Source organism: Paraburkholderia sp. MPAMCS5 (assembly GCF_036016995.1).
Classification (GTDB): domain Bacteria; phylum Pseudomonadota; class Gammaproteobacteria; order Burkholderiales; family Burkholderiaceae; genus Paraburkholderia.
This window is the reverse complement of sequence record NZ_JAYXBK010000001.1, coordinates 625366-647515: the sequence shown is the minus strand read 5'-3', so window position 1 is coordinate 647515 and position 22150 is coordinate 625366. Positions and strand designations below refer to the sequence as shown.

The following is a 22150-nucleotide window of genomic DNA, read 5'->3' as shown; positions in this document are numbered from 1 at the left end:
TACGATGAACGACCCGGCGCTCCTCCAGATCAACGGCACGACGATCGACGCCACCTTCGCGGAAGCGTTTCCGATGAAGGCGACGCGGCTCGTCATCACCGCGCACACGCCGGCGTGGGCGATGAACGCGGCGCGCTCGCTGACGGGCTTCGCGACTTCGGTGATCGGCTGCGGCTGCGAGGCGGGCGTCGAGCGAACGCTCGAAGGCGGCGAGACGCCGGATGGCCGGCCGGGTGTCGCGGTGCTGCTGTTCGCGGTGTCGTCGAAGGAACTGGCGAAGCAGATCGAGCGGCGCGTCGGGCAATGCGTGCTCACGTGCCCCACGACGGCCGTGTATCGCGGCATCGATCCTGAAACGAGCCGCGCGCCGCTGTCCGATCTCGCGCCGCTCGGCAAGAACCTGCGTTTTTTCGGCGACGGCTGGCAGATCTCGAAGATGCTCGGCGACACGCGCTACTGGCGCGTGCCGGTGATGGACGGCGAGTTCGTCTGCGAAGAAAGCGCGCCGACGGTGAAGGCCGTCGGCGGCGGCAACCTGATCTTCCTCGCGCGCGATATCGACGCCGCGCTGGCGGCCTCCGAGGCGGCCGTCGCCGCGATGTGCAGGCTGCCCAGCGTGATCATGCCGTTTCCGGGCGGCGTCGTGCGCTCGGGATCGAAGGTCGGCTCGAAGTACCGGGGCGCCACTGCCTCCACCAACGACGCGTTCTGTCCGACGCTCGTGGGTTTGTCGGCGCGCAGCGAACTGGGCGCGGAAGTGGGCTGCGTGCTCGAAATCGTGATCGACGGGCTCACCGAGGCGGACGTCGGCGCGGCGATGACGGCGGGCATGGTCGCGGCTGCGGGGCTCGGACGCACGGCGGGCCTGCTGCGCATTTCGGCGGGCAATTACGGCGGCAAGCTCGGGCCTTATCACTTTCATCTTCATCGACTGGCGGCGGGCGTCGGCGGGAGCAGCGCATGAGTGTCGTGACCACGCTGCGCGTGAAGACCGCGCCGGGCTTTCGCGTCGACGCTGCCGCGTTGCTGCCCGCGCCGCTCGCGGCGATGACCGTCGCGCAGATCGAGCGCCTCGTGCTGCCCGCAGGCAATGACCGATGCGTGGCCGGCGATGTCTTCGACATTTCGCGCAGCGGCGAAGCCGACACCGACGCCGACACCGATGCCACGATCCTGGTGATAGAAAACGCCGCGTCATGGCTCGACCGCATCGGCGCGCGGATGACGCAAGGCCGGCTCTTCGTGCGCGGCTCGGCGGGCGATCACTGCGGCGAGCAGATGACCGGCGGCGTATTGCATATCGACGGCGACGCGGGCCACTTTACCGCGTGCGAAATGCGCGGCGGACGCCTCACGGTGAGGGGCCATTGCGGCGATTTCGCGGCGGGCGCGCTCGCCGGCGACATGGAGGGCATGACGGGCGGCACGCTGACGATTCACGGCAACGCGGGCGCGCGTCTCGCCGACCGCATGCGCCGCGGCCTCGTGCTCGTCGGCGGCAATGCAGGCGAGTTCGCGGCGTCGCGGCTGGTGGCGGGCACCATCGGCGTGGCCGGGCAACTGGGCGCGCATTATGCATACGGGATGAGACGCGGAACGCTGCTGCTCGCGCAGCGTCCCACGAATCTGCCGCCGACCTTCACCGAGGGCGGCCGCGGCTTCGACGTATTCTGGTCGTTGCTCACCCGCAGTCTCGCCGGCGAAATCGCGCCCTTTTCGCAGTGGCGCGCGGCGAATCTGCCGCGCCGTTATGCGGGCGATGTCGCCGTCGACGGACGCGGCGAAATACTCGTGATGAGCTAACCCAAGGAGGCAGACATGACGATCGCGCGTTCTTCTTCCGCGCTGCCGCGCGCCCGCGCGAGCGCGCACCGCTATGCGGGCTCGCTGATCGCGCTGCACTGGCTGATCGCGCTCGGCATCGTCGGCATGCTCGCGCTCGGGCTCTATATGGTCGGACTGCCGAAGGGCTTGCCGCTCAAAGCGACGCTGATCAACCTTCACAAGTCGATCGGACTCACGGTTTTCCTGCTGGTGCTTCTGCGCATCATGGCGCGTGTGGCCTTTCACCGGCCGCCCTTGCCGCCGATGCGACCGTGGCAACGCGCCGCCGCGCGCACTACGCAGGGCCTTTTATACGTGGCAATGGTGGGGATGCCCTTGTCGGGCTATCTGGGCTCGTCGTTCAATCGCTTTGGCACGCGCTTCTGGGGTGTGCTGCTGCCGAAGTGGGGCTGGGACGACGCGGGCATGCGCGCGCTGTTCTTCGGCATTCACGAGGTCATCGGCTATACGCTGATCGTGCTGATCGTGTTGCATGTGGCGGGCGCGCTCAAGCATCAGTGGATCGATCGCGACAATCTGCTCGCGAGGATGTTGCCGTGAGGCGGCCGGGCTCAAGCACGCGTGCCTCGCCGCGCGCAACGCCGACAAGCGAGGCGCTGCGCACGCGCGACGGCCATCGCGTGTCGTACGCGCTCGCCGGCGCCGCCGACGGCGTGCCGGTCGTCGTGCTGCATGGCGGCCCAGGCAGCGGCAGCAAAGCAGACGACACGCGCTTCTTCGATCTCACGCGCTTCAGGATCGTGCTGATCGACCAGCGCGGCACCGGACGCTCGACGCCGCGAGGCGCCGTGCGCCGCAATCGCACGGACACGCTGATCGAAGACATCGAGGCGGTGCGCGCGCGGCTCGGCATCGAACGCTGGGGCGTGCTCGGCGGTTCGTGGGGCGCGGCGCTCGCGCTCGCGTATGCGGGACGGCATCCGCAAGCGGTGACCGGCGTGGTGATGCGCGGCCTCTTTCTCACTTCGGCGCGCGAGGTGCGCGGCCTGTTCGTCGTCTCGCGCAAGCGCGCGCCGCGCGCATGGGCGAAGCTCTGCGCCGCCGCGCGCTGCACGCGGGCCGCCGGATTGCTCGCGCGTTGCCACGCCCGCCTGCAACGCGGCGGCGCGAGCGATACACAACAGCAAGCGCTCGCGCTCGCGTGGCGTCGCTATGAAAACGCGGTGCTCGGCAGTGCGTCCGCGCGACGCAAGCGCGTGCCCGCGAGAGACTCGCGAAAGGAGAGCCGCGCGCTCGTCGGCAAATACCGCATCCAGTCGCATTACCTGATGCATCGCTGCTGGCTCGGCGAATCGCGCTTGCTGTCGCTCGCACGTCGCGCCGCCACGGCCGGCGTGCCGCTTGCCGCCGTGCACGGCTCGCGCGATCCGGTGTGTCCGCCCGGCAATCTGCGGCGGCTCGCGCGCGCCGTTCCCAGCGCCCACGTCGAATGCGTGCGCGCGGGCCATCTCGCAAGCGATCCGGCATTGCGCGAGCGCGTGGCGCACGCGCTCGCCACGATGTTTTCTCCACGCACTCACGAGGGGCGCAGCCTGCGCCGCGCGGCATGAAGATCAAGGTACTCGGTTCATCGGCGGGCGGCGGCTTTCCGCAATGGAACTGCAACTGCCGCAATTGCGACGGCGTGCGGCGCGGCACGTTGAAGGCGACGCGCCGCACGCAATCGTCGATTGCAGTCAGCGCGAATGGCGAGGACTGGCTGCTCGTCAACGCGTCGCCGGACCTGCTCGCGCAGATCGCAGCGAACCCCGAGCTGCAACCGGCGCGCCGCGCGCGCGACAGCGGCATCGCGTCGGTGCTCGTCATCGACGCGCAGATCGATCACGTGACCGGCCTGCTGATGCTGCGCGAGCGTGACACGCCGCTGCCGCTCTATGCGACTGACGCCGTCTGGCAAGACCTGGAAAGCGGCTTCCCGATTGCGCCGATCCTCTCGCACTACTGCGGCGTCGAGCATCGGCGCATCGCGCTCGACGGCGCGCCGCTCGTCATCGAAGCGCTGCCGGGCGTGCAAATCGACGCGCTGCCGCTGTCGAGCAAGGCGCCGCCCTACTCGCCGCATCGCAATGCGCCGCAGCGCGGCGACAACATCGGACTCGTCATCACGAACCGGCAGACCGGCAAGCGCGTGTTCTACGCGCCGGGTCTCGGCGTGCTCGAATCACACGTGCTCGACGCGATGCGCGAGGCGGACCTGCTGCTCGTCGACGGCACGTTGTGGACCGGCGATGAAATGATCCGCCTCGGCCTGTCGAAGAAAACCGCTGCGGATATGGGTCATCTGCAACAGTCCGGAGCGGGCGGCATGATCGACGTGCTGGATTCGCTGGGTTCGCTGGGTTCGCTGGATGAGCGGCGGCGTCGCAAGGTGCTCATTCACATCAACAACACGAATCCGATTCTCGTCGAGGACGGCGCCGAGCGCCGCATTCTCACCGAGCACGGCATTGAAGTCGCCTACGATGGCATGACGTTCGAACTATGAACGTGACCGCGACACGCGCGTCGCGCGGCAACCGGAGATGGCATGAACGCGAAAGACACCTTGGGGATCGCGCAAAGCGGCAACCGCGAGCTCACGCCCTGGACCCGCGAGGAATTCGAAGCGCAGTTGCGCGCGAAGGGCACGGCATATCACATTCATCATCCGTTCAATGTGAAGATGAATAGCGGCGGCTGCTCGCGCGAGCAGATTCGCGGCTGGGTCGCGAACCGCTTCTACTATCAGATCAACATTCCGCTGAAAGACGCGGCGGTGCTGTCGAACTGTCCGGATCGCGAAACGCGGCGCCGCTGGGTGCTGCGCATTCTCGATCACGACGGCTATGGCGAAGAAGAAGGCGGCATCGAAACATGGGCGCGTCTCGCGGACGCGGTCGGCCTCACGCGCGACGAACTGTGGTCGCTCGAACACGTCACGCCCGGCGTGCGTTTTGCCGTGGACGCCTACGTGAATTTCGCGCGCCGCGCGCCGTGGCAAGAGTCGGTGTGTTCGTCGCTCACCGAAATGTTCGCGCCGCAAGTACATCGCGACCGGCTCGCGAGTTGGCCCGAACACTATCCATGGATCGAGGCGTCCGGTCTCGCGTATTTCCGCTCGCGCATCACGCTCGCCCAGCGCGACGTGCAGCACGGACTCGAAGTCACGCTCGACTACTTCACGCGGCGCGAACAACAGGAACGCGCGCTCGACATCCTGCAATTCAAGCTCGACATTCTGTGGACCATGCTGGATTCCATCGAAAAGGCCTTCCCGCAATGAACGACATGACGAACGCCGACCGTCCCGCGCTCAGCAAGCTCTTCCGGCTGCAATGGGAACCCGCGCAGAACGCACATGTGCTGCTGTACCCCGAGGGCATGGTGAAGCTCAACCAGAGCGCCGCCGAAATTCTCAAGCGTTGCGACGGCACACGCGACATGAATGCGCTGATCGCCGATCTCGAACAGGCGTTCAACACGAGCGGCCTCGGTCCCGACGTGCGCGCGTTCGTGACCGAAGCGCGCGCGCGCAAATGGCTGGAGTAGCGCGATGAGCGATCTCTCGCAACCCGTCGCCGATGCGCAGCACGAAGCCGCGCGTGGCGGCGTCGCGCCGCCGCTCTGGCTGCTGGCGGAGTTGACCTATCGCTGTCCGCTGCATTGCGCGTTCTGCTATAACCCGATCGACTACGCCGACCACAACCGCGAACTCACCACGGAGCAATGGCTCGGCGTGCTGCGCGACGCGCGCGCGCTCGGCGCCGCGCAACTCGGCTTTTCGGGCGGCGAACCGCTGATGCGCGACGATCTCGAAGTGCTCGTCGGCGAGGCGCGGCAACTCGGCTTCTACACGAATCTGATCACCTCGGGCATCGGACTCACGGACCAGCGTCTCGACGCGCTGAAGGCGGCCGGCCTCGATCACATCCAGTTGTCGTTTCAGGATTCGACGCAGCAGCTCAACGACTTCCTCAGCAGCACACGAACGTTCGATCTGAAGCAGCGCGTCGCGGCGTCGATCAAACGGCATGGCTTTCCGATGGTGCTGAACTGCGTGCTGCATCGCTATAACCTGCCGCATGTCGGCAAGATCATCGACATGGCGCTCGCGATGGGCGCCGAATATCTGGAACTCGCGAACACGCAGTATTACGGCTGGGCGCATCACAATCAGGCGCAGCTCATGCCGACGCGCGAACAGCTCGACGAAGCTGAAGCGGTGGTCGAGCGGTATCGCCGCACGCATGGCGAGCGCTGCAAGATTTTCTTTGTCGTGCCCGACTATTTCGAACGACGCCCAAAGCGCTGCATGAACGGCTGGGGCGCGGTGTTTCTCGGCGTGGCGCCCGACGGCGCGGCGCTGCCGTGTCATGCCGCGCGCAGTTTGCCAGGCCTCGTTCTGCCGAATGTGAAAGAGACGCCGCTGCGCGAGATCTGGCACGAGAGCGACGCCTTCAATCGCTTTCGCGGCACGGCCTGGATGAAGGAGCCGTGCCGCAGTTGCGACGAAAAGGAACACGATCTCGGCGGCTGCCGCTGCCAGGCGTATCTGCTCACCGGCGACGCGGCCCAAGCCGATCCTGTTTGCGACAAGTCGCCTTCGCATGAAAAAGTGGTGAACGTGGTGCTTAAAGCGCGCGACGCGGCCATGTCGGCGGGAATTAGCGAGCCGGGTGTCGACAAGCCGCGTGAGCAGCCCATCGTGTTTCGCAACGACGCGAATTCGCGCCAGCTCGCGGGCGCGAATTCGTGCGAGCGTGGCGACAGTGCAAGTCACTTGCGTGGGGGCTGACCATGATAGCGGCGGACATCTCGGTGTTGCTCGTCGACGATCACGCTGTGGTGCGCGAAGGCTATCGGCGCCTGCTCGAACTCAACGCCGACGTCCACGTGTGCGGCGAGGCGGCCGACGCCGCGCAGGCCTATCAGCGCTTCTGCGCGCTGCGCCCGGATGTCGTGGTGATGGACGTCTCCTTGCCGGGCGCGAGCGGCATTGAAGCAATGCGGCGCATGCTCGCGCGCGAGCCCGCGGCGCGCGTGCTGATTTTCAGCGTGCACGAAGAAGCGATCTTCGTGCGCCGCGCGCTTGACGCCGGCGCGCTCGGCTACGTGACCAAGGCGAGCGCGCCCGACGTGCTGGTGGAGGCCGTGCGCACCATCGCGCGGCGCGCGGGCTATCTGAGCCCCGACATCTCGCAGGCGCTCGCGCTGCGCAACGCATTCAGCGAAGGTCTACCAGGACGGCAATTGTCCGCGCGCGAATTCGAGGTGCTGCGTCTGCTCGTGCAGGGCTACACGCTGCCGCGCATCGCCGAAAAACTGGGACTCAGTCAGAAGACCGTGGCGAATCATCAGTCGGTGATCCGGCAGAAGTTCGGCGCCGACAACGGTGTGCAACTCGCGCAGATGGCGAGCCGCCTCGGCCTTCAGTTCACCGGTTCGGCAAGTCCCGCCTGAGCGGGCATGCGCGCGCAGAACAGAAAGCCGCCGTCGGGCACGCTCGCCATATGGAATTCGCCGCCGAGCGCCTCGACGCGCTCGCGCATGCCAATGAGGCCCAGCCCGTCGCGCGGCGCCTCGAGGTCGACGCCGGGGCCGTCATCGACCATCGACACGACGATTTCATCGATGGCCTCGCGGCTCTCTTCACTGCGCGTTGAATCTTGCGTGGAATCTTGCGTGGAATCTTGTGCCGCGCGCGGCGCGCGCACCATGAACACCTCCACACACGAGGTGCGCGCGAACTTCGAAACGTTGGTGAGCCCTTCCTGAACGAGCCGATAGAGCGTGATGGTCAGCGCGTCGCTCAAGCCTTCGAAATCGCCTTCCATCGTCAGCGAGAACGACGCGTCGGGCAGCCGCTCGCGCCAGCCTTCGACGCAATGTTCGAGCGCGCTCGGCAAGCCGAATTCGTCGAGACCGATGGGCCGCAAACGCCGGATCATGCCGCCGATCTGCCTGTAGACATGACTCGCGCTTTGCATCAAACCCAGCGACACGCGATGAATCTCCGCCTCGCGCTCGCCCGACAGATCGCGGATGCGCGCCGCGTCGAGCGAAATGGCGTTGAGGTACTGGCCGAGTTCGTCGTGCAACTCGCGCGCCAGATGGCGGCGCTCCAGTTCCTGCGCCTGCAACGCCTGATTCACGAGACGCCGGTTGTCGGCGAGCAGGCGCTCGGCCTCTTCTTCGAGCACGCGGCGCCGCGCGAGTTCGCGGCGCGCTTCGCGATAGCGGCGCCACGCGAACCACGCGAGCCCCATGGAAAGCACGCATAGCGTGCCCGGCAATTCGTCGAGCTGGAAGCGTTCGAGACCTCGCGTCCAGCGATACGCGCGCTCGCTGAAATCGAAGGCGGAACTGAGCATGGCCGCGAGCACCGTGAGCGCAAGCACCCACGCGAAGTCGCGCCGCACCGCGGAATGCGGCCGATCACGGCGCACTGAAGAAGGGTTCGGAGATTCGCTCGACATCACGTTTGGATTCTACTTAGCCCGTTGGACAGATCGCTTCGTTGCAGCGAGTTTGGGAACGCCTGCGCGCGATTTCGGGAAAAGCTCCCGAGCTTTCGCGAGCTCACGCATGCGAAGCTTTGCACACCTTCAAAAAAAGCGCTACGTGCGCCGCAACGCGGCCGCGCGAGCAATGCGATAACGACGGTCCAGCAGGAGAAACAACCATGAGCGTGGCATTCCGTGCGAGACATGTACGCAGTTTGCGGCGGCGTGCCGGCATCACGTTGGGTGTCGGCAGCGCGCTCGCGAGCATCTCGGCGAGCGCTTGGGCGCAAGCAGATTTCGCGGTGTCCGCGTCGTCGGCCGATGTCGCGGACGCCGCCGCCTCGGCTCCCGCAAGCGCGCCTTCGACTACACTCGCGCCGATTGTCGTGGTCGGCACCACGCCGCTGCTCGGCATCGGCACGCCGCTCGCGCAAGTGCCCGCCAATGTGCAGACCGTGCATGCGCAAGATATCGCGCAGCAACATCGCAATACGCTCACCGACTACTTCGCGAAGAATCTGCCGAGCGTCGATATCGCCGATGCACAGGGCAATCCTTATCAGATGAATGTCAACTATCGCGGCTTCACGGCGTCGCCGCTGCTCGGCACGCCGCAAGGCATTTCGGTGTTTGTCGACGGCGTGCGCGTGAACGAGCCGTTCGGCGACGTCGTGAATTGGGATGTGCTGCCGCAACAGGCCATCGACACGATCCAGCTGATTCCCGGTTCGAACCCGACGTATGGCCTGAACACGCTCGGCGGCGCGCTCGCGATCACGACGAAAAACGGCAGGACGAGCGCCGGCGGCGAGGCGGAAGTCGCGCTGGGATCATGGGGCCGCAAGACCGCGCAGATCGAACAGGGCGGCACGCTCGGACAGAACCTCGACTACTACGTGACCGGCAACGTCGCGAACGACAATGGCTGGGCCGAGCAGAATGCGAGCCGTATACGTCAAATCTTCGGCAAGCTGCGCTATACCGACGCCGACACCACGCTGTCGCTTTCGGCGGGCGGCGCCGACAACGATCTGCACGGCACGCAGACCATTCCGCGCTCGTTTCTTGGCAATCCGAAGCAACCTTATACCTACCCCGATCAGAACCAGAACAGCGCGGGCTACGTGACGCTCTCGGGCGAACACTCCTTCAACGATCACGTCGAACTGAGCGGCAACGCGTATTACCGGCATTTTCGTAATAGCAATATCAGCAGCAACACCAATCCGGATTTCGGCTCGGTGAACGACGACGGCAACATCGACACCACGCAGGCGACCAATGAAAAATCCGTGGTCTCGACGGACAGCTACGGCGCGAGCCTGCAACTCACGTTGCTCGGCAAGCTCGGCGGCATGGAGAACCAGTTCGTCGCGGGCGTGTCGGCGGATATTGCCAATTCGCGCTACACGGAATCGTCGCAAGATGCGGTATTCACCGACTCGCGCGCGACGGTCGGCATCGGCGATTTCACGCAGCAAACGGCGGCAAAAACGCATAACGGCAACTACGGTGTCTATCTGCAAGACACGTTGTCCCTGACGAAGCAATGGTCGCTGACGCTGGCCGGACGCTACAACTGGGCGCAGGCGACAATCGGCGACGCGAGTGGCACGCAGCCACAATTGAACGGCCACCATACGTTTTCACGCTTCAATCCGGCAGTCGGCATCAACTGGAATCCGACCACGACGTTCACGGCCTATGCCACGTATAACGAAGGCATGCGCTCGCCCACCGCAATCGAACTGGCCTGTGCCGATCCGGCCGCGCCGTGTTCCCTGCCGAACGACTTCGTGTCGGACCCGCCGCTGCAACCCGTGATTTCGAAGACCTTCGAAATCGGCGCGCGCGGACGCATCGGCGAGGCGACCACATGGAGCGCGGCGCTCTACCGGACCACACTCGACAACGACATCGAATTCGTCAGCAGCAACGGCGCGACGAGCAACCTGGGCTTTTTCCAGAACGTCGGCCGCACGCGGCGGCAAGGATTCGAGTTGTCGGGCCGCAGCCAGGTGGGTCCGCTCGCGGTGACGGCGAGCTACAGCTACATCGACGCGACGTACCGCTCGAACTGGACCGAAAACAGCCCCAGCAACTCCAGCGCGGACGCCAGCGGCAATATCCATGTGAAGCCCGGCGATCATCTTCCCGGCATTCCCGCGAACACCGTCAAGCTGCAACTCGACTACGCGGCCACCGCGAAGTGGAAAGTCGGCGCGAACCTGACATGGCGCGGCGGCATCTATGCGCAAGGCGACGAGAACAATCAGGACGTGAACGGCAAGATCGCGGGCTATCTGCTGATCGATCTCGATACGTCATACCAGGTGACCAGGCAGTTGCAGGTCTTCGCGAGCGTGACCAATCTGCTCGACAAGCGCTATGCGAGTTTCGGCGCGCTCGGCGACAATTTCTTCAACGGCCCGAACCATACGTTCGACGGCGCGAATCCGGCCAACGAACAGTTCGTCGGACCGGGCGCGCCGCGCGGCTTCTGGGTCGGCTTGCGCTACGCGTGGAAGTAGCACAAGCGATGAACGCTGGCCCGGCGTCAATGCGATTCGATCGAGCCGTCGCTAGGCGGATAGGTGACGATGCCCCACGCGAGCGGCAACTGGCCAATCTGCGTGATCGGCTGATAGCTGTGAGCGTCGAGCACATAAACCGAATCGGAGCGGCCGCATGCCACGAGCAGCTTCGCGCCGTCCGGCGTGAAGCTGAAATGCCAGCAACGCTGTCCGACCGGCACGTCGGCGAGATGCTCGTAGCTGTGGCCGTCGAACACCTGGACCGTCTTGTCGCGCGACGCCGCGACGAAAAGCCGTTTGCCGTCCGGACCGTACGCCACGCCATACGGACCGAGCTTCGTATCGATGGTCTTCACCACCTTGAAGGTTCGCGCGTCGATCACAGCCAGCTTGCTCAGCGATTCGAGCGTGACGACATACTCCTTGCCATCGGGCGACAAGCGGATGCCGCGCGGACGCCCGCCTGCGGCGAGCTTCACGATGCGAATCGGCGCACCCGTTCGAGCGTGATAGACCGACACGGTATCGTCGCCTTCGTTGGTGACGAGCATGGTCTTGCCGTCGCGCGAAAATTCGATGCCTTCGGTTTCGTGGCCGCTCGTCACCGAGCGCACGACGCGCCACGTTTTCATATCCACGATGGCGATTTCCGCTGGCGGCTTGCTGGCATCGTCATCGTCGTCGGTGTGCGATTTGCCGGCTTGCTGGCCGCCGGGCTTTTCGTCTTGCTTGTCGGCCTGCTTGTCGGCCTGCTTGTCGGCCTGCTTTTCCGCTGGTTTTCCGGCTGGCCCGTTCGCCGCGGGCGGCCCGCCCGCTTCGCCAGGCTCATACGTCACATACGCGTAGCCGTTACGCACGCGCACATATTCCGGGTTCTTGCCGATCTTCACGCGTTGCACGACCTGTCCGGAAACCGTATCGATCACCGCGAGGTCGCCGGTATTCTTGTTGGCCACGAGCAGGCGCGAGCCGTCCGCGTTGAGACTCAACCCGCGCGGACCGGCATCGCCAACGGGGAGTGTCTTCGTGAGCGTCATCTGGTCGAGATCGATCACGCCGACGCCGGCCTTCTCGCTCGTCACGTAAGCCGTGGGCACGGCGGCATGGGCGAAGCCCGTGGCGAGCGCAGCCACGACCGCCGCCGTGGCCAAAGCGATGTAATGTCCCCGAGTTGCGATACGAAAGCGTGTCTCCAGCATTGTTGTACTCCGTAGTGAAATCGCTGCGCCGCGAAATCCCGGCATTCAAGCAAAGTAGTCCATTGAGGGATCGTTTGACAACGGCCAACAGACGGGAGATTTTCCCGAATTGACGCAGCGAGGCCCGCAGCCGTTCTAAACCGCCCGGCGTGGGTGGACAATCAGTGTGGAGGTGGCCAAATGCGTGGCCTCGACCGCAATGGTGCAGTTAGTCATGGCAACGACCGGATGGATCGCAACGGACGCCGCGCGGCGGCGCTGGGCCGCGCTCGTGCTCGTTGCGGTGATCGTCGTGATCGCCGCGCATGCCGGCATGCTGATGTGGCTGCTGTCGGGCCGCGATCAGGTCGTGGAGCGGACTATTGAAGCGCGGCCAATCGTTGCGTCATTGCTGAGCGCCGAGCCGGATATGCCTGCTGTGCCGGATGTGCCTGCTTTCGCCGGTCCGGCCGTTACTTCGCATCGGCCACCCGCGCCGGTTGCTGCACAGCCGCAAAATGCGCATCGTTCGGTGCGGACGCAACCTTCGGCCGTTCCTCATGTTAACCATCCGCGCAATGCGGCGCCGCGTGCGCGGATTGAAACGAATGCGCCGAATGCGCCGAATACGGTGAATACGCCGCCCGGACCGCCGCCATCCAACGAGACTGCGGCTATCCCCGCGCCCGCAACGCCCTCGGAAAGCGAAGCCGCCGACGCCACCGCACGCGCCGCGCCTTCATCCGCCACGCCGCGTGCGGTCGCGCATGGGGACTGCAACATCCCCAAGCCGGACTATCCCGACATGTCGAAGCGCCGCAATGAAACTGGCACCACGGTGGTCCGTTTCGTGGTGGGCGTGGACGGCCATATCGAAACCGCTCAAGTGCAAACAGGCAGCGGCTATGCGCGGCTCGACGATGCCGCGCTCGCGGCGATCCACGCGGGCACGTGCCGCCCGTATAGAGAACACGGCGTCGCCGTGCGCGCCGCCTATTCGCAATCGTTCGTCTTCGGGTTGAGCGACTAATCCGGCATTAGTGAAAGGAAACGATCATGCGACACTACGGCCTCGCGAATGTCTGGCAAAACGGCGATCTCGTCACGCGCGCGATTCTCTGCACGCTCGCGCTCATGTCGGTTCTCTCGTGGACAGTCATCGTCGTCAAACTATGGAACGTCATGCGGATCAAGCGCGTGACCGCGCAGGCCGACGCGCGGTTCTGGCAAGCCGGCAATTTCGACGAAGGGCTCAAAGGCCTCGGCGATCTGAACGGCGCGGCATCGGCGGCGGCACAGCGCGACAATCCGCTTCTCGCGCTCGCACTGGCGGGCGCCGAAGCGGTGGCGCATCATCGGCAAACGCGGCCGCATCTGCAAGACCGCATCGACGTCTCCGACTGGATCACGCGGCGTCTGCAAAACACCATGGACGACGCCATTGCGCGCATGCAAAGCGGCCTCGCGGTGCTGGCGTCGATCGGCAGCACCGCGCCCTTCGTCGGATTGTTCGGCACCGTGTGGGGCATTTATCACGCGTTGGTGCTGATCGGCGAGACCGGACAGACATCCATCGATCATGTAGCGGGGCCTGTCGGCGAGTCGCTCATCATGACCGCGTTCGGCCTCTTCGTCGCGATTCCGGCGGTGCTCGGCTACAACGGCCTCACCCGCGCGAACAAGTCGGTCGTCACACGGCTCAAGCGCTTTGCGCACGGACTGCATGCGTACTTCGTGACGGGCTTGCAACTGCCGTCGCACGCCGAAGGCCGCGCGAAAGATCATGCGAAAGATGATACCGAAGACAACGACAGCATCGGCGAAGGAGCACTCAAATGGCAATAACCCCCTTCGCCGACGACGACAACGACAGCGGCCTCATGAACGAAATCAACATGACTCCGCTTGTCGACGTTATGCTAGTACTGCTGATCATTTTTCTCGTGACGATTCCGGCGATGCAGCATGCGGTCAAAATCGATCTTCCGCATGCAAGCAGCCAGCCGGCCAACGACAAACCCGCGCATGTGGACGTCGCCGTGCAGGCGGACGGTTCGCTTCTGTGGGACGGCCGCGCGTTGTCCGCCGATGCGTTGCGCGCGCGACTTGCCGAGGCCGCTCGCACAACGCCGCAGCCGGAATTGCATTTGCGCGCGGACCGCAAGGTGCCGTACGAGCGCGTGGCCGATGTGATGTCCGCCGCGCAAGCGGGCGGCCTCACGAAAATCGGCTTTATCACCGATCCGCGCGCGAAGCCATGACGCTGCGCTTCAAGAATGCGCTTAAAAAATGCGCTTAAAAAATGCGCTTAAAAAATGCCTCTAAACGATGCATTACGGCCACGCAAAGAATCTCTGAATTCAAATCGGCTTTTCGCTTTGCTATCGTGACTGCGTAACCGGCTGCGAGCAACGCACCGGCTCCGCACACCATGAAGAGGAGCGGCCTCATGCAAGCCCTGATCTTCGACGTCGACGGCACGCTTGCCGATACCGAAACCGCGCATCTGCATGCGTTCAATGCGGCATTCGCAGAGGCGCGACTCGACTGGCATTGGGACGAAGCACTCTACACGCGGCTTCTGAAAGTGGCGGGCGGCAAGGAGCGCCTGTTGCATTACTGGCGCGTCGCCGATCCCGAAGAAGCCGCCGGGTCCGGCGTAAACAACCTGATCGACGCGGTGCACGCGATCAAGACCCGCCATTACGCGGCGCGCGTGAGCGGCGGCGGCTTGCCGTTGCGGCCTGGCATTGCACGTCTGATGGCGGAAGCCGAAGCCGCTTCGATTCCGCTGGCCATCGCGACGACCACCACGCCCGCCAATCTCGACGCCCTGCTTCAGGCGCCTTTCGGACGTGACTGGCGCAAGCGCTTTGCCGTCATTTGCGACGCGGGCACGACTGCGGCGAAGAAGCCCTCGCCCGATGTCTACCTCGACGTGCTTCGGCAACTTGGCCTGAAAGGCACGGACTGCATCGCCTTCGAAGATTCGGCCAATGGCCTGCGCGCGGCACGCGGCGCGTTCGTGCCGACTGTCGTGACGCCGACCGCGTACACGTCGCACGATTCTTTCGACGGCGCGTTGGCCGTGCTGCCGCATCTCGGCGATCCGCATGCGCCGATTGCCTCGCCTGATGCGGATAAGCGGCCCGCCTGGGTGGATATCGCCACGTTGCGCCGCTGGCATCGCGATGCGCTGAGCGAGGCTGCCGCCCTATGAACGACACATCATGTCTCGCGGCGCGCGCGCCGGCCAGCGCGATACTGATCGATCTCGACGGCACGATGGTTCACACCGCGCCGGACATCGTCGAAGCGGTCAGCCGCATGCTCGCCGAACTGGGTGAAGCGCCGTTGCCGTTCAACACGGTCAGCGGATTTATCGGCAAGGGCGTGCCCAATCTGGTTCGGCGCACGCTCGAAGCGGCGGCGCTTGAGCGGCGCGTCGATGCGAGCGACGCGCTCGCGATATTTCATCGGCATTATGAAGCGACCAACGGCCGCTTCGGTTATGTGTTCGAGCATGTGAGCACGGGTCTCGGCGAGTTGCGGCGGCTTGGCTATCGACTTGCGTGCGTCACCAACAAACCCGCAGCGCTGGCCGCGCCGTTGCTGCGCATGACGGAGCTTGCCGGCTATTTCGACGCCCTGGTTGCAGGCGACTCGATCGACAGCATGAAGCCCGCGCCCGAACCGCTGTGGCACGCTTGCCGCCTGCTCGGCGCGGCGGTGGAGCGCACTGTGCTGATTGGCGATTCGGCCGTCGATGTCGCGGCAGCACGCGCGGCGGGTGTGCCGGCGTTTATCGTCAGCTATGGCTATGCGGGGACTGGCGGCGCTGCGGCATGGCGAGGCGCCGCGCTGATCGATTCGTTTGCGCAGATGCCCGCGCTGCTGGAGTCGCGCGGCTTGCATGCATCGCGGCTCGTCACCGGCGAACCTGCTTCAGGTTGAAAGATCAAGCAGCTCCCATTTCCTCCGACAGCGCGTTTCATCCGACGTAACCACTAAACGCGCGCGGCCTTTCGCAAGTGCCTTTCGCAAGCGCAGAAAAAATCAGTGGCACCCAATCGCGCAGCCCAGCAAACCGAACGCGCCGATCATCCCGACACCCGCGCCGAGCCCGAACGTTTCGAGCGAGGTCGCGCATCCTTGCAGACTGAAAATCAACGCCACGGCTGCGGCCAGCACGAGTGGGCGGATTGTGCGGCGCGCGGCGCGACTGGCTTGACTGGTCTCGATCATCTTGTGTCCTCGTCTGAACAGGCCGGCACGGGCCTGGATGAAGGCGAGTGTAGTGAGCCCGCCAGCGGCCCGAAGGATCGAATACCGGGGAGAAAACTCGCGCGATTACAAAACCTTGCGCCCCGGAAACACTCGCGAATGCTGGTTCTCCCACATACCGGTCGGCTCAGAGCTTGTCATACTGACAACTCAGGCGCGCGCGCGCGAAAGGAGGTCGCCATGTCGGTCTATGTGGATGAAGGATTCCGGCCCTGTGTCACAGAGTGCGCAACGGTCGCGTTCAGAGTGTGCTGCGATGATCGGGCGCAGGTTTTCGAAGTGAGCGCCGACGCGCTGATCGCCTATTGCGGCGCGGCAAGCTCACGCAAAAAAGATCTGCTCGCCGCATTCGAACGCGCGCAAAGCGAGATTCTCGCGGTAGCGGCGCAAAGATGGGCATTCAGGCCGTCGGAGCCGGTGCGGCTCGGCATCGACGAATTCCGTATGATCGAACATTGATCATGTAAAACGGCTACGCAAGAAGCGCGTCATGACCTGGATCGCCGCCCTTCCGATGTACAACGTCACGCCCGCCCTCGAATTCGAGTGGCGTAATTGGCTCGCCGACGTGCTGAACATGGTCAAGCCGGCGTGCCGCATTGTCGAACCTGATGAAGAATTGCACGGCTTCTGGCGGCGACCCAATCTGCTGATGTCGCAAACCTGTGGCTATCCATTGATGCATGGCCTGCACGAACAGGTGCAGTTGATCGCGACGCCGCGCTTCGACGCGCCGGGTTGCGAAGGCGCGCATTACGCGAGCGTGCTGGTTACGCGCGCCGATGCGCCGTTCGACACCCTCGCGTCGTGCCGCGGCACGCGCGCGGCCTACAATCAGGACGATTCGAACAGCGGCATGAACGCGCTTCGCCACGCGGTCGCGCCGCACTCGCACGAAGGCGCGTTTTTTCGCGGTGTGGTGCGCACCGGTTCGCATGTCGGATCATTGCAGGCGATTGCGGACAATCGCGCGGACGTTGCCGCCATAGATTGCGTGACGTTCGCTTATGTCTGCGACGAAATGCCTGCGCTGGCACGGCGCGTTCGCCGCATCGGCATGACGGCGGCGTCGCCGGGCTTGCCTTTGATTGCGTCGGACACGGTGCCCGCCGCGACCGTCGAAGCTTTGCGCGAGGCGCTGAACGAAGCGCTCGCCTTGCGTCCGGATCGCGCAAAACGCCTGCGTTTGCAGGGCTTTTCTGCGTTGCCGCTAGAGGATTACGCGCGCATCGGGCAACTGGAAAACGAGGCGCGCGCGGTCGGCTATACGCGCCTCGGCTAAGCGCACGCGCTTATTGCGTGTCGAGCACCAGAAGCTGCGCGCCGTCGGCGACCTGATCGCCGACCGCATACAGCACTTCCGACACGGTGCCCGCCGCCGGCGCGCCGATGGTGTGCTCCATCTTCATCGCTTCCATCACGATGAGCGGCGCGCCCTTCTCCACCACCGCACCCGCCTCGACCAGCACGGCGATCACCTTGCCGGGCATCGGCGCGGTGAGACGGCCTTCGCCGTGCTCGGCATCCGCCGCATGCGCGAGCAGGTTCTGCCACTCGAACGCGAGCGCATGACCGAGGCAGAACACATGAAACGTATCGCCGTCGATAAACACGCGGCCCGTGGCGCGCGCATCGCCGATGGTCGCGCGGTACTCATGCAGACCGTTGCCGACCGACCACGTGAATGCCTCGCGCACACCGTCGTGTTCGAGCGTTTGCGCGCCGCCGTCGCGCGCGAACGTGACCGTGAACGCGCCGCCGTCGTGTGCCGCGTGATCGACAGCGCGCCAGCCGAGCGTCTGCGCATAGCCGCCATTCAAGCGCCAGTGCGATAGCGCGTCCCACGGCGAGGCGCCGTGAGCGGTTCCGCCCTCGCGCGTGAGCAGCGCGGCGCATGCGAGCGCCAGCGCTTCTTTAAAGGGCTTTTTTACCGGCGCAAACAACGCATCGTGATGCCGCTCGATCAGACCGGTGTCGAGATCGCCGCTTGCAAACGGTTCGCTCTCCACGATTCGTTGCAGAAACTCGACGTTGGTATGCGGGCCGACCACTTCGCACGCGTGCAGCGCGCGGCTCATTCGCGCGAGTGCTTCTTCGCGTGTCGCGCCGTGCACGATCAGCTTCGCGATCATCGGATCGTAGAACGGCGTAATGGTGTCGCCTTCGCGCACGCCGCTGTCGATTCGCACAGGCGCCTTGCGGCCCGGCTCGCCGAGACCGGCCGCATCGATCACGAACTCCACGCCTTCGGGCATGCGCACGTGCTTGAGCGTGCCGGTGGACGGCAGGAAGCCGCGCGCCGGATGTTCCGCGTAGATGCGCGCTTCGATTGCATGGCCGTCGATCTTCAACTGTTCCTGCGTGAGCGGCAGCGGTTCGTTGGCGGCCACGCGCAATTGCCACGCGACGAGATCCTGGCCGGTCACCATCTCCGTGACGGGATGCTCGACTTGCAGGCGCGTGTTCATCTCCATGAAGTAGAACTCGCCCGTGGCCGTCATGATGAACTCGACCGTCCCCGCGCCGACATAATTCACGGCTCGCGCGGCGGCGACCGCAGCCTCGCCCATTTCGCGTTTGATTTCGGCGGACAGTCCAGGCGCGGGCGCTTCCTCCAGCACCTTCTGATGGCGGCGCTGCACCGAGCAATCGCGGTCGAACAGATACACCGCGCCGCCATGACGGTCGGCAAAAACCTGTACTTCCACGTGACGCGGCCGCGTCAGATACTTTTCGATCAACACACGGTCGTTGCCGAAGCTGCTCGACGCCTCGCGCTTGCACGAAGCGAGCGCCGCCGCGAAGTCTTCAGTGCGCTCGACCACGCGCATGCCCTTGCCGCCACCGCCCGCGCTCGCCTTCAGCAGAACCGGATAGCCGATCGAATCGGCCTCGCGATGCAATAGTTCGGGGTTCTGATCATCGCCGTGATAGCCGGGAACGAGCGGCACGGCGGCGGCATGCATCAGCACCTTCGCGGCCGCTTTCGAGCCCATCGCCGCGATCGCCTCGACCGGCGGCCCGATGAACACGATGCCCGCCGCTTCGCATGCGTGCGCGAAATCCTCGTTCTCGGACAGAAAACCATAGCCCGGATGGACGGCCTGTGCGCCGGTGGCGCGCGCCGCTTCGATAATGCGCTCCACGCGCAGATAACTTTCCGCCGCGCTCGAGCCGCCGATATGCACCGCTTCGTCGCACGCGCTCACGTGCTTGGCGTTGGCGTCCGCATCGGAATACACGGCCACACTCGCAATGCCGAGCCGCTTGCAGGTCGCCGCGACGCGGCACGCAATTTCGCCCCGGTTGGCAATCAGGATCTTGTTGAACATGAGTTGTCTCGATCTCGGGATATTCTTGTGAGGGCCTGCTGGCGCCATAAAAAATGGATGCGCCGCGCGTCAGTCGCGCCACGCCGGCGTGCGTTTTTCGAGGAATGATGCGACGCCTTCGCGGCCTTCCGCGCCGGCTCGCGTACGCGCGATGCGCGCCGCCGTGTCTTCGATCAATGCGTCGTTCAGCTCGCGGCCCGCGACGTCCTGCACGAGCTGCTTGCACGCGCGCACCGCTTGCGGACCGTTGGCGCAGAGCGTTTGCGCGATCTGCTGCACGGCGGCGTCGAGTTGCTCAGCGCCGACCGCCTCGCTGACGAGCCCGAGGCGCAGCGCCGTCGCGCAGTCGAACTGTTCGGCGGTCGTGAAGTAGCGGCGCGACGCCTGCTCGCCCAGGGCGCGAATCACATACGGCGCGATGGTCGCGGGAATCAGGCCGAGACGCGCTTCGGAGAGGCAAAAGCGCGCACTCTCCACAGCGACGACGACATCGCATGCCGAGATCAGGCCCATGCCGCCCGCGTAGGCGTCGCCGTTCACGCGCGCGATCACCGGCTTGTTGCAGCGGTAGATCGACGACAGCATGGTCGCGAGCCGCATGGCGTCGGCGCGGTTCTCGTCGTCCGAGTAACCGGCCATCTTCTTCATCCAGTTCAGATCGGCGCCCGCGCAAAACGCCTTGCCGTTTGCAGCGAGCACGACGGCGCGGACATCGTCGCGCGAGTCGAGTGTCGTGAAGGCCGAGTTGATCTCGGCGATCATCGTTTCGTTGAACGCGTTGCGCACGTCCGGGCGATTCAGCGTGACGGTGGCGACATGTCCCGCGATGTCGAGATTCAGCGTTTCGTATTGCATCGTGGCGGCTCCCATGCGTCGCGCGAACTCACATCCGGAACACGCCGAAGCGCGTGTCTTCGATCGGCGCATTCATCGCAGCGGACAGACCGAGACCGAGCACGTCGCGGGTCTGCGCCGGGTCGATCACGCCGTCGTCCCATAGACGCGCGCTCGCGTAGTACGGATGGCCCTGATGTTCGTATTGCTCGCGAATCGGCTGTTTGAAGGCCTCTTCTTCCTCCGCGCTCCACGAGCCGCCCTTGCCTTCGATGCCGTCGCGCCTGACCGTGGCCAGCACGGACGCCGCCTGCTCGCCGCCCATCACGGAGATGCGCGCGTTCGGCCACATCCAGAGAAAACGCGGCGAATACGCGCGGCCGCACATGCCGTAATTGCCCGCGCCGAACGAGCCGCCGATGATCACCGTGAACTTCGGCACCTTCGCCGTCGCAACCGCCGTCACCATCTTTGCGCCGTTGCGCGCGATGCCTTCGTTTTCATACTTGCGGCCCACCATGAAGCCGGTGATGTTCTGCAGAAACACGAGCGGAATCTTGCGCTGGCAGCACAGCTCGATGAAGTGCGTGCCCTTGAGCGCCGACTCTGAAAACAGAATGCCGTTGTTTGCAATGATGCCGACCGGATGTCCCCAGATATGCGCGAAACCGCACACAAGCGTGGTGCCGTAGCGCGCCTTGAATTCGTCGAAGGCGGAGTCGTCGACGATACGCGCGATCACCTCGCGAATATCGAACGGCTTTCTCGTATCCACGGGAATCACGCCGTACATGCTCTTCACGTCGTAACGCGGCGGCTTCGGCGCCTGCAACGTGACCGGCACATGCTTCGTGCGATTCAGATTGCCGACGATGCTGCGCGCGATCGCCAATGCATGCGCGTCGTTCTGCGCGAGATGATCGACCACGCCGGACAGACGCGTGTGCACGTCGCCGCCGCCGAGATCTTCCGCGCTCACCACTTCACCGGTGGCGGCTCTCACGAGCGGCGGGCCGCCGAGAAAAATCGTCCCCTGATTCTTCACGATGATCGATTCGTCACTCATGGCCGGCACATAGGCGCCGCCCGCCGTGCACGAACCCATCACGACGGCGATTTGCGGAATGCCCGCTGCCGACAGATTCGCCTGGTTGTAGAAGATGCGGCCGAAGTGATCGCGATCGGGGAACACGTCGTCCTGATTCGGCAGATTCGCGCCGCCCGAATCGACGAGATACACGCACGGCAAATGGTTTTCAGAGGCGATTTCCTGCGCGCGCACGTGCTTCTTCACGGTGACCGGATAGTACGTGCCGCCCTTGACCGTTGCATCGTTGCAGACGATCACGCACTCCTGTCCCGCGATCCGCCCAATACCGGTGATGACGCCCGCGCCCGGCGCGTCGTCGTTGTACATGCCGTAGGCCGCGAGTTGCGAGAACTCGAGGAACGGCGTGCCGGGGTCGAGCAGCTTCTCGATGCGCTCGCGCGGCAGCAGTTTGCCTCGGCCCGTGTGCTTGTCGCGCGCCGCCTGCCCGCCGCCCAGCGCGAGCTTCTCGACCTTGGCGCGAAGATCGGCAACCAGCGCCTCGAGCGCCGCCGCGTTCGCGCGGAAGTCGTCGGAGCGCGGATTCAGCTTGGATTCGATGACGGGCATCGCG

At 64.9% G+C, this 22150-nt stretch carries 23 protein-coding genes; 17 read left to right on the top strand and 6 right to left on the bottom strand.

Annotated elements, in window-relative coordinates:
* Nucleotides 1-4 precede the first annotated feature (4 nt).
* Genes fhcD through VOM14_RS03000 form a run of 9 tightly spaced genes read left to right on the top strand, consistent with a single transcriptional unit; the run spans nucleotide 5 to nucleotide 7284 of the window.
* A complete protein-coding gene (gene fhcD / locus VOM14_RS03040; RefSeq protein ID WP_327627175.1) occupies nucleotides 5-964 on the top strand; it encodes a formylmethanofuran--tetrahydromethanopterin N-formyltransferase in 960 nt (319 codons plus the stop codon).
* Nucleotides 961-1803, top strand: coding sequence for a formylmethanofuran dehydrogenase subunit C (locus VOM14_RS03035; RefSeq protein ID WP_327627174.1), 843 nt, complete (start codon nucleotides 961-963; stop codon nucleotides 1801-1803). The genes fhcD and VOM14_RS03035 overlap by 4 nt, the downstream gene beginning before the upstream one ends.
* 15 nt (nucleotides 1804-1818) lie before the next feature.
* Complete coding sequence (locus VOM14_RS03030; protein ID WP_327627173.1) at nucleotides 1819-2385, top strand: cytochrome b; 567 nt, start codon at nucleotides 1819-1821, stop codon at nucleotides 2383-2385.
* Nucleotides 2382-3395 (top strand): alpha/beta fold hydrolase, encoded by a 1014-nt coding sequence (locus tag VOM14_RS03025; protein ID WP_327627172.1) that lies wholly within the window; start codon nucleotides 2382-2384, stop codon nucleotides 3393-3395. The genes VOM14_RS03030 and VOM14_RS03025 overlap by 4 nt, the downstream gene beginning before the upstream one ends.
* Nucleotides 3392-4330, top strand: coding sequence for a pyrroloquinoline quinone biosynthesis protein PqqB (pqqB, locus tag VOM14_RS03020; RefSeq protein WP_327627171.1), 939 nt, complete (start codon nucleotides 3392-3394; stop codon nucleotides 4328-4330). Before VOM14_RS03025 ends, pqqB begins: the two co-directional genes overlap by 4 nt.
* A 42-nt stretch (nucleotides 4331-4372) precedes the next feature.
* On the top strand, nucleotides 4373-5107 hold the full coding sequence (pqqC, locus tag VOM14_RS03015) for a pyrroloquinoline-quinone synthase PqqC (RefSeq protein WP_327627170.1): 735 nt from the start codon (nucleotides 4373-4375) through the stop codon (nucleotides 5105-5107).
* Nucleotides 5104-5373: a pyrroloquinoline quinone biosynthesis peptide chaperone PqqD gene (gene pqqD, locus VOM14_RS03010; RefSeq protein WP_327627169.1), complete on the top strand. Its 270-nt coding sequence runs from the start codon at nucleotides 5104-5106 to the stop codon at nucleotides 5371-5373. Before pqqC ends, pqqD begins: the two co-directional genes overlap by 4 nt.
* Before the next feature lie 4 nt (nucleotides 5374-5377).
* Complete coding sequence (pqqE, locus tag VOM14_RS03005) at nucleotides 5378-6619, top strand: pyrroloquinoline quinone biosynthesis protein PqqE (RefSeq protein ID WP_327627168.1); 1242 nt, start codon at nucleotides 5378-5380, stop codon at nucleotides 6617-6619.
* A 2-nt stretch (nucleotides 6620-6621) separates the two neighbouring features.
* Nucleotides 6622-7284, top strand: coding sequence for a response regulator transcription factor (locus VOM14_RS03000; protein ID WP_327627167.1), 663 nt, complete (start codon nucleotides 6622-6624; stop codon nucleotides 7282-7284).
* Here VOM14_RS03000 and VOM14_RS02995 read toward each other — a convergent pair.
* Complete coding sequence (locus VOM14_RS02995; protein ID WP_327627166.1) at nucleotides 7254-8300, bottom strand: histidine kinase; 1047 nt, start codon at nucleotides 8298-8300, stop codon at nucleotides 7254-7256. The genes VOM14_RS03000 and VOM14_RS02995 overlap by 31 nt on opposite strands.
* A gap of 206 nt (nucleotides 8301-8506) precedes the next feature.
* Here VOM14_RS02995 and VOM14_RS02990 point away from each other — a divergent pair, with 206 nt between their 5' ends.
* Nucleotides 8507-10858, top strand: a complete 2352-nt coding sequence (locus VOM14_RS02990; protein WP_327627165.1) for a TonB-dependent receptor — start codon at nucleotides 8507-8509, stop codon at nucleotides 10856-10858.
* Nucleotides 10859-10884: 26 nt separating this feature from the next.
* Here VOM14_RS02990 and VOM14_RS02985 read toward each other — a convergent pair whose 3' ends face one another.
* Nucleotides 10885-12060, bottom strand: coding sequence for a YVTN family beta-propeller repeat protein (locus tag VOM14_RS02985; RefSeq protein ID WP_327627164.1), 1176 nt, complete (start codon nucleotides 12058-12060; stop codon nucleotides 10885-10887).
* 214 nt (nucleotides 12061-12274) lie between these two features.
* Between VOM14_RS02985 and VOM14_RS02980 the strand changes: the two genes are divergently transcribed.
* The 5 genes from VOM14_RS02980 (at nucleotide 12275) to gph (ending at nucleotide 15993) form a co-directional block, all read left to right on the top strand.
* Nucleotides 12275-13069, top strand: a complete 795-nt coding sequence (locus VOM14_RS02980; RefSeq protein WP_327627163.1) for a TonB family protein — start codon at nucleotides 12275-12277, stop codon at nucleotides 13067-13069.
* A 26-nt stretch (nucleotides 13070-13095) separates the two neighbouring features.
* Nucleotides 13096-13884: a MotA/TolQ/ExbB proton channel family protein gene (locus tag VOM14_RS02975; RefSeq protein WP_327627162.1), complete on the top strand. Its 789-nt coding sequence runs from the start codon at nucleotides 13096-13098 to the stop codon at nucleotides 13882-13884.
* A complete protein-coding gene (locus VOM14_RS02970; RefSeq protein WP_327627161.1) occupies nucleotides 13875-14300 on the top strand; it encodes an ExbD/TolR family protein in 426 nt (141 codons plus the stop codon). Before VOM14_RS02975 ends, VOM14_RS02970 begins: the two co-directional genes overlap by 10 nt.
* Nucleotides 14301-14488: 188 nt before the next feature.
* The gene (locus VOM14_RS02965; protein WP_327627160.1) at nucleotides 14489-15259 is read left to right on the top strand and encodes an HAD family hydrolase; all 771 of its coding nucleotides are present in this window, start codon (nucleotides 14489-14491) and stop codon (nucleotides 15257-15259) included.
* Nucleotides 15256-15993, top strand: coding sequence for a phosphoglycolate phosphatase (gene gph, locus VOM14_RS02960; RefSeq protein WP_327627159.1), 738 nt, complete (start codon nucleotides 15256-15258; stop codon nucleotides 15991-15993). The genes VOM14_RS02965 and gph overlap by 4 nt, the downstream gene beginning before the upstream one ends.
* A 102-nt stretch (nucleotides 15994-16095) precedes the next feature.
* On the opposite strand, the gene VOM14_RS02955 is transcribed toward gph, so the two are convergent.
* A complete protein-coding gene (locus tag VOM14_RS02955; protein ID WP_327627158.1) occupies nucleotides 16096-16284 on the bottom strand; it encodes a hypothetical protein in 189 nt (62 codons plus the stop codon).
* 219 nt (nucleotides 16285-16503) lie between these two features.
* On the opposite strand from VOM14_RS02955, the gene VOM14_RS02950 reads away from it, so the two are divergent.
* The gene (locus VOM14_RS02950; protein WP_327627157.1) at nucleotides 16504-16782 is read left to right on the top strand and encodes a DUF1488 family protein; all 279 of its coding nucleotides are present in this window, start codon (nucleotides 16504-16506) and stop codon (nucleotides 16780-16782) included.
* 31 nt (nucleotides 16783-16813) lie between these two features.
* Nucleotides 16814-17605: a phosphate/phosphite/phosphonate ABC transporter substrate-binding protein gene (locus VOM14_RS02945; RefSeq protein ID WP_327627156.1), complete on the top strand. Its 792-nt coding sequence runs from the start codon at nucleotides 16814-16816 to the stop codon at nucleotides 17603-17605.
* A gap of 10 nt (nucleotides 17606-17615) precedes the next feature.
* Here the strand turns inward: VOM14_RS02945 and VOM14_RS02940 are convergent, their stop codons facing one another.
* From VOM14_RS02940 to VOM14_RS02930, 3 genes are all read right to left on the bottom strand, one after another.
* Entirely contained in the window at nucleotides 17616-19655 is a 2040-nt protein-coding gene (locus VOM14_RS02940) for an acetyl/propionyl/methylcrotonyl-CoA carboxylase subunit alpha (RefSeq protein WP_327627155.1), read from the bottom strand.
* Nucleotides 19656-19724: 69 nt separating this feature from the next.
* On the bottom strand, nucleotides 19725-20510 hold the full coding sequence (locus VOM14_RS02935) for an enoyl-CoA hydratase/isomerase family protein (RefSeq protein WP_327627154.1): 786 nt from the start codon (nucleotides 20508-20510) through the stop codon (nucleotides 19725-19727).
* Between the two features lie 28 nt (nucleotides 20511-20538).
* Entirely contained in the window at nucleotides 20539-22146 is a 1608-nt protein-coding gene (locus VOM14_RS02930) for a carboxyl transferase domain-containing protein (protein WP_327627153.1), read from the bottom strand.
* Nucleotides 22147-22150 lie beyond the last annotated feature (4 nt).